Below are 6,385 nucleotides of genomic sequence, written 5' to 3' on the forward strand. Positions count from 1 at the left end.
CGATGTTCGATGCCATCCTGCGATCCTGCGCCGCCGTCGCAGGTGCGATCCTCGCCGCCATCGTGGCGGGGATCGCGGTGAACGTCGTGCTGCGCAACCTCTTCGGAGCGCCGCTCCACGGGCTGCTCGATCTTGTCGAGTACGGGCTGCTGCTGGTCACCTGCCTCGGCGCGCCCTGGGTCCTGTCGCAAAGCGCGCATGTCGTCGTCGATCTGGTCACCGGAGCCTTGCCGGACGCCGCGGCCCGCGTCGCGGCCCGGATTGTCGCCTGCATCGGCTGCGTGGTCTCGCTTGCGATGGTCTGGTACGGAACCACGGCGATGATGGCCTCGCAGGCGCGCGGGTCGATGATCCGCACCGCCATCGACGTGCCGGAATGGTGGGTCCTGTCGGTGCTGCCCGCGGCCTTCGTCCTGATCGCGGCCGAATTCCTGCGCCAGATCCTGCGGCCGCGGCTGCGCCACGACGCCAAGGCGGGGCTCTGAGCACGTATGGACTGGCCGCTTCTTCTGACCTTGATGCTTGGCGGGCTGGCGGGGCTTCTCCTGCTGGGCCTGCCGGTCGCCTTCGCCTTCCTGACCGTCACGCTGTTCGGTGCCTTCGAAATACTGGGCGGCGAGCGCGGGCTGGTCCAGCTGGCCCGCAACGCCACGCAGGCGCTGACCAACTTCCAGCTTGCGCCGATCCCGCTGTTCATCCTGATGGGCGAGATCCTGTTCCAGACCGGTGTTGCGCATCGTGCCATCGACGCCGTCGACCGCGTCGTGACCCGCGTGCCGGGGCGACTGTCGGTCGTTACCGTCTTCGGCGGAACGATCTTCGCCGCACTGTCCGGATCGACCATCGCCAATACTGCCATGCTCGGCTCGACCCTGCTGCCGGGGATGCTGAAGAAAGGCTACGCGCCGACGCTCGCGATGGGGCCGATCATGGCTTCGGGTGCGATCGCCATGCTGATCCCGCCCTCGGCACTCGCCGTTCTGGTGGGTTCGCTTGCCGGCATTTCCATCGCCGGGTTGCTGCTGGCGGGCGTGGTGCCGGCGATCGTGCTGTCGGTGCTCTTCGTCGGCTGGATCGTCGCACGGGTCAGCCTGTCGCCGCAGCTCGCCCCGCCCGACGACCTGCCCGAGATGACGCGCGCCGAGCGCTGGCGGCCTTTCGTGGTCTACGTCCTGCCGCTGGGCTCGATCTTTCTCGTCGTGATCGGGAGCCTTATGGCCGGTCTCGCCACGCCTACCGAAAGCGCGGCCCTCGGCTGCGTCGCGGCCGTGGCCGTCGGCGCGGGCTACCGCGCGCTTGGCCGCGACCGGCTGGTCCGCGCCTTCATGGAAACCGTGAAACTGTCGGTGATGATCCTCTTCATCATCATGACCTCGCAGACCTTCGCGCAGGTTCTGTCCTTCTCGGGGGCCACCAACGGTGTGATCCGGGTGATCGAAGGCTACGAGCTTGGCCCCTTGGGCGTGCTCTGGGGCATGATCGCGCTGCTGCTGCTTCTGGGCTGTTTCATCGACCAGGTCAGCATGCTGATGGTCACGGTGCCGATCTTCGTGCCGCTGGCGCAGGCGGCGGGGATCGATCCGCTGATCCTCGGCGTGGTCTACCTGCTGACGATGGAGATCGGGTTGCTCACGCCGCCCTTCGGCCTGCTGCTTTTCGTGATGCGCGGCGTGGCCCCGGCCGGGATCGGCATCCAGACGATCTATGCCGCAGCGCTGCCATATGTGGTCATGAAGCTTCTGGTGCTTTGTGCCATCGTTTTCCTGCCCGGTATCGCGACCTGGTTGCCGCAGATGCTGCGGTGACTCGTCGGCTCAGGGGTCGTAGATGTAGCCCAGCCCGCGCACGGTCCGGATGATCTCGGGCTTTTGCGGGTTGGCCTCGATCTTGCGGCGCAGCCGCGAGATCCGGATGTCGATGCTGCGGTCGAACGGGTCCCAGGACCGGTCGTGCGCCTGCTCCAGCAGCTGGTCGCGGTTCAGCACGCGGGCGCGGTTCTCGGCGAAGACCTTGAGCAGGCTGAACTCCATCGCCGTGAGCGGAACTTCGTCGCCTTCGGCGTCGTAGAGCTTGGCGGCCTCGAGGTTCAGCGTGTAGGCGCCGAACGGTGCGGTTTTCGGCGTTGCGCCGTTGCGGCGCGGCTCGGCCGGTCCCGAGGATTTGCGGCGCAGCACGGCCTTCACCCGGGCCTCGAGCTCGCGCAGGTCTACGGGCTTGGCGAGATAGTCGTCGGCCCCCATCTCCAGCCCGAGGATCCTGTCGATCGTCTCTCCGGCGGCGGTCAGCATCACCACGGCGACATCGTTTTCCGGCCGCAGGGAGCGCAGCAGCGACAGCCCGTCCTCGCCTGGCATATTGATATCTAGCAGGATCAGGTCGACCTGTTCGCGCGCGATGACGTCGCGAAGCGCCGCCGCGCTTTCCGCCAGCAGCACCGAGAACCCGCGCCGCGTCAGATACTCCTGCAGCATCTCGCGCACGTCACGCTCGTCGTCGCAGACAAGTACGGTGCTGGGTTTCTCGCTCATGTTCGGGCTCCGGCGGTCTGCAGAATGGCGTTGGCGAAGTCGCGAAGCTCTCTCGGGGAGGCCGGCTTTTCAAGGTAGGGCCTGTCGGCCTCCTTGAGGAAGGTTTGCGAGGCGCGTCCCATCGTATCGCCGGTGACGAACCCGGTACGGTCCGAGAGTTCCGGGAAATCCGCGAGGATCGCGTCGTAGAACCCGCGGCCGTCGAGTTCAGGCATGTTCAGGTCGCTCAGCACAAGGTCGTAGGTCTTTTCCCGAAGTAGGCCGATGCCGTCGCGTGCGGTATTCGCGATATCGACTTCGAAGCCGGCGCGCGCGAGGATCTCCGCATTCAGGTCCGCCACGTCTGCCTCGTCATCAACGATCAGCACCCGCGCCGAGCCCGCCACCGCAGCCGTGGGTTCGCCTTGGGATCGGCTGGCGGTGCCGCGCCCGCTCTGTACGGGCAGCTCGACGACGATGCGGGTTCCGCTCTCGACCTCGCGGTCGAGCCGGATCTGGCCGTCATGTGCGCGCACGATCCGGTGGCAGAGTGTCAGGCCGATACCGGTGCCCTGCCCAAGATCCTTGGTGGTGAAAAACGGCTCGAAAACGCGGCTGCGATCCTGTTTCGGGATGCCCGGCCCGTCGTCCTCGACCTCGATGACGACGCGGTCCTTCGCGGCGGCATGCCGGGTCCGGACAGTGATCAGGCGGCCTGTGCCGCTGTCCCGGATCGCGTGTTCCGCGTTCAGGATCAGGTTCAGAACCACCTGCGTGAGCTGGTCGGCATCGGCAAAGCAGTTCGGCAGGTCCTCGGCCAGGTCGCAGGCGATGTCGACGAAGCCGAGATCGCCGTAGCGGGCCACATCCGAAGCGGTCTGAACGATCTCGTTGACCGAGACGTCCTGCGCCTTGGCCGGTTGCTGGCGCGCCATGGTCAGGAAGGTGCGCACGATCTTGGTGCAGCGCTCGGCAGCGTCGCTCACCTTGCCGATCTGGCGCAGCATGTCGGGATCGCTGCAGTCCTCGCGCAGCATCAGCGCATGTCCGATCACCACCGAAAGCGGGTTGTTGAGCTCGTGCGCGACCCCGGCCAGAAGCTCGCCCAGTGCCGACATCTTCTCGTTCTGGAACAGCTGGTCGCGCTGGCTGTTGAGTTCGCTCTCGACGGCAAGCTGCTCGGACATGTCCCGGGTGTGCGAGACCAGAACGTCCGCACCGCGGTAACGGATCAGCCGGGCCGAAACGGCACCGCGAAACACTTTGCCCTCGCGGTTGTAGAACTCGGCCTGGAACTCGGTCACCGTGCCTTCCCGCCGTAGTCGATCCAGCAGCACCGCGCGCTGCGCGACATCGACGTAGAACCGCCGCGCGTTCTTGACCGGGCCGAACAGCGATACCGTCTCGGGGCTGGAAAAGATGATTTCCCCGCTGTCGACGCTGACCATCTGGATCGGCGCGGGGCAGGCTTCCATCACGTGCCGGATCAGCGCGTCGCGCTCCATCTGCTCGGTCAGGTCGGTGATCGCGGTGACGACGCAGGTGCGGCCGTTGTAGTCGAGGATGCGGCCCGAGGCGATCGCGTCGAACCGGCTTCCGTCCTTGCGCCGGCAGCGCAGCCGGTAGCCGTTGATCCGCCCCTGCTGGCGCAGCGCGTCAACGTAGGCCTTGCGGTCGGCGTCGCTGAGGTAGTTCTCGTCGACATGGGTCGGATCCCCGAACATCGCCCGGGCTTCCTCGGAGCTGTAGAGGATCATGCCGTCTTCCAGACGCGCCATCAGCACTGCGACCGGGCTCGCGTCGAGCACCGTGCCCAGGAGCGCCTCGGCCTGCTTGCGCTCCGAGATGTCGCGGCGCATGACCATCCATCCGCCGTCGTCGAGCCGCTTGAAATTCACTAGGTAGCTGCGCCCGTCCGCGTGCTCGGCCACGATCTCGTTGTCGAAATCCAGCCGGTGCGCAGTCGCCCGTTCCATGAAGGCGTCGACGTCGTCGAGATGATCGACCAGCTGACCGCGGGTGACGGCCATGCGCATCAGCACGTCCCAGCCCACGCCCGGCACCAGAACGTCCTCCATCATCGGGAACATGTCGCGGTAGCGCCGATTGCAGGCGACCAGGCGGTCCGCGGCATCGAAGATGGCGATCCCGTCCGGCATCGCCTCGAGCGCGCTGCGAAGCGGAACGGGGTCCTCGCGACCATCTATGGCGGGCAATGCTGTCATGCGGCGTTTCTACGAGGCCAGTGTTTCAGTCGATTGTCGCCGCGGCGGCCTCTTGTTTCAATTGTTTCAACGCGCGCGGCGCGAAACCCGGCCAAGCACCGGAAAATTGGCGCTTTTCGCCCAAGTCGCGCGCCAATCCGGCTGTTGCCGGACTGAAACACGAAAGCCGCGCGACGACGTCATCCTGCAATGTTGCCGCGTCACAACGATGCCAGTCGGAACGAGGTGTTCCACGCAATCAGACGACCCAAGCACATTTTCAGGAGACGCAAGATGTCTGCCGCATACAATCCATTTTTGCCCCTTTCGGCCCTTCCGATCGTCCGGTCCGTATTCTCGGGCTTGGCCGCCGGGTTCATCGCCGCGCGGCCCGCGCCGCGCCGGGCACGCCCGATGCGTTTCCAGCCGCTCGATGCACGCCAGCTCGATGACATCGGGTTCAGCCGCATCGAAATGGGCCTCATCGACAGCGATGCGACCCTGCATCGTCGGGTGATCAGGCTCGGCGCCTGAGACCCGCGGCCCGCCGGACCTGCCCACACCGCGCTGGCGGGCCGATTTTTTCACTGACCGCGAAGGGACAGAAACATGATACGCGATTCCATTCTGGACACGGTGGGTGACACCCCGGTCGTCCGCATCTCGAAACTCGCGCCGCAAGGCGTCGAGATGTTCGTCAAGCTCGAGGCCTTCAACCCGATGGGCTCGGTCAAGGACCGCCTGGCGCTGGGCGTCATCGAGGCGGCGGAGCGCGACGGCACTCTGCGCCCCGGCCAGACGGTGGTGGAAGCAACCAGCGGCAATACAGGGATCGGGCTCGCCATGGTCTGCGCCAGGAAAGGGTATCCGCTGGTCGTGACCATGGCCGAAAGTTTCTCGGTCGAACGCCGCAAGCTGATGCGGTTTCTCGGGGCGAAGGTCGTTCTGACACCTGCCGCGCAGAAAGGCACCGGGATGGTCGCCAAGGCGCGCGAGCTGGCCGAGACCCACGGCTGGTTCCAGTCGCGCCAGTTCGAGAACCCGGCCAATGCTGAAATCCACCGCACCACCACCGCCGTCGAGATCGTGCGCGACTTCGAACCCGTCGGGGGCCTCGACTACTGGGTGTCCGGGTTCGGCACCGGCGGCACCCTGAACGGTGTCGCGCGCGGTCTGCGCGAGCTGAGCCCGGACACGCGGATCGTCCTCGCCGAACCCGACAACGCCGCGCTGATGGCCAGCGGCACGGTGCAGCCCTTTGCCGCGGACGGCAGCCCCGGCGCCAGCCATCCCGGTTTCCGGCCGCACCCGATGCAGGGCTGGAGCCCCGATTTCATCTCGAAGCTGGCACATGAAGCCCTGCAGGCGGGATTGATCGACGGGTTCCAGCCGGTGTCCGGAAACGAGGCGATGGCAATGGCCTGCGCACTGGCGCGACAGGAGGGCATTTTCTGCGGGACAAGCGCAGGCGCCACCTTCGCCGCGGCGCTCGAAGTGGCGCGGTCGGCACCCGCGGGATCGAAGATCCTCGCCATGCTGCCGGATACCGGCGAGCGCTACCTGTCGACGCCGCTCTTCGACGACGTCCCGGTCGACATGACCGACGAAGAAATTGAATTGTCGATGTCGACGCCGAACGTTCGGTTCGACATCGCGGCGGCTGCGCAGGCGACG

7 protein-coding genes are annotated in these 6,385 nt (G+C 66.4%); 4 read left to right on the forward strand and 3 right to left on the reverse strand.

Features of this window, described 5'->3' with window-relative positions; translation table 11 throughout:
• The first annotated feature begins 2 nt into the window (after window positions 1-2).
• The gene (locus tag R5H30_RS20315; RefSeq protein WP_318330507.1) at window positions 3-485 is read left to right on the forward strand and encodes a TRAP transporter small permease; all 483 of its coding nucleotides are present in this window, start codon (window positions 3-5) and stop codon (window positions 483-485) included.
• A gap of 6 nt (window positions 486-491) precedes the next feature.
• Window positions 492-1,805, forward strand: a complete 1,314-nt coding sequence (locus R5H30_RS20320) for a TRAP transporter large permease (protein ID WP_318330508.1) — start codon at window positions 492-494, stop codon at window positions 1,803-1,805.
• Between the two features lie 9 nt (window positions 1,806-1,814).
• Here R5H30_RS20320 and R5H30_RS20325 read toward each other — a convergent pair whose 3' ends face one another.
• The 3 genes from R5H30_RS20325 to R5H30_RS20335 are packed head-to-tail and all read right to left on the reverse strand — an operon-like array spanning window position 1,815 to window position 4,922.
• A complete protein-coding gene (locus tag R5H30_RS20325; RefSeq protein ID WP_318330509.1) occupies window positions 1,815-2,528 on the reverse strand; it encodes a response regulator in 714 nt (237 codons plus the stop codon).
• The gene (locus R5H30_RS20330) at window positions 2,525-4,732 is read right to left on the reverse strand and encodes an ATP-binding protein (RefSeq protein ID WP_318330513.1); all 2,208 of its coding nucleotides are present in this window, start codon (window positions 4,730-4,732) and stop codon (window positions 2,525-2,527) included. Before R5H30_RS20330 ends, R5H30_RS20325 begins: the two co-directional genes overlap by 4 nt.
• A gap of 25 nt (window positions 4,733-4,757) precedes the next feature.
• A complete protein-coding gene (locus R5H30_RS20335; protein ID WP_318330515.1) occupies window positions 4,758-4,922 on the reverse strand; it encodes a hypothetical protein in 165 nt (54 codons plus the stop codon).
• A gap of 83 nt (window positions 4,923-5,005) precedes the next feature.
• Between R5H30_RS20335 and R5H30_RS20340 the strand changes: the two genes are divergently transcribed.
• Both R5H30_RS20340 and R5H30_RS20345 read left to right on the forward strand, forming a co-directional pair.
• Complete coding sequence (locus R5H30_RS20340) at window positions 5,006-5,245, forward strand: hypothetical protein (RefSeq protein WP_318330516.1); 240 nt, start codon at window positions 5,006-5,008, stop codon at window positions 5,243-5,245.
• 75 nt (window positions 5,246-5,320) lie between these two features.
• Window positions 5,321-6,385, forward strand: a 1,065-nt coding sequence (locus R5H30_RS20345; protein ID WP_318330518.1) for a PLP-dependent cysteine synthase family protein, incomplete at its 3' end; no start/stop codon positions are given.

Source organism: Roseobacter sp. FCG-D35 (genome assembly GCF_033436665.1).
Taxonomy (GTDB): domain Bacteria; phylum Pseudomonadota; class Alphaproteobacteria; order Rhodobacterales; family Rhodobacteraceae; genus JAWQFO01.

What these genes read in the sequence shown, in the direction of transcription:
- R5H30_RS20325 (WP_318330509.1), bottom strand. Translation starts at nt 2,528, where the DNA reads ATGAGCGAGAAACCCAGCACCGTACTTGTCTGCGACGACGAGCGTGAC.
- R5H30_RS20340 (WP_318330516.1), top strand. Translation starts at nt 5,006, where the DNA reads ATGTCTGCCGCATACAATCCATTTTTGCCCCTTTCGGCCCTTCCGATC.
- R5H30_RS20330 (WP_318330513.1), bottom strand. Translation starts at nt 4,732, where the DNA reads ATGACAGCATTGCCCGCCATAGATGGTCGCGAGGACCCCGTTCCGCTT.
- R5H30_RS20315 (WP_318330507.1), top strand. Translation starts at nt 3, where the DNA reads ATGTTCGATGCCATCCTGCGATCCTGCGCCGCCGTCGCAGGTGCGATC.
- R5H30_RS20320 (WP_318330508.1), top strand. Translation starts at nt 492, where the DNA reads ATGGACTGGCCGCTTCTTCTGACCTTGATGCTTGGCGGGCTGGCGGGG.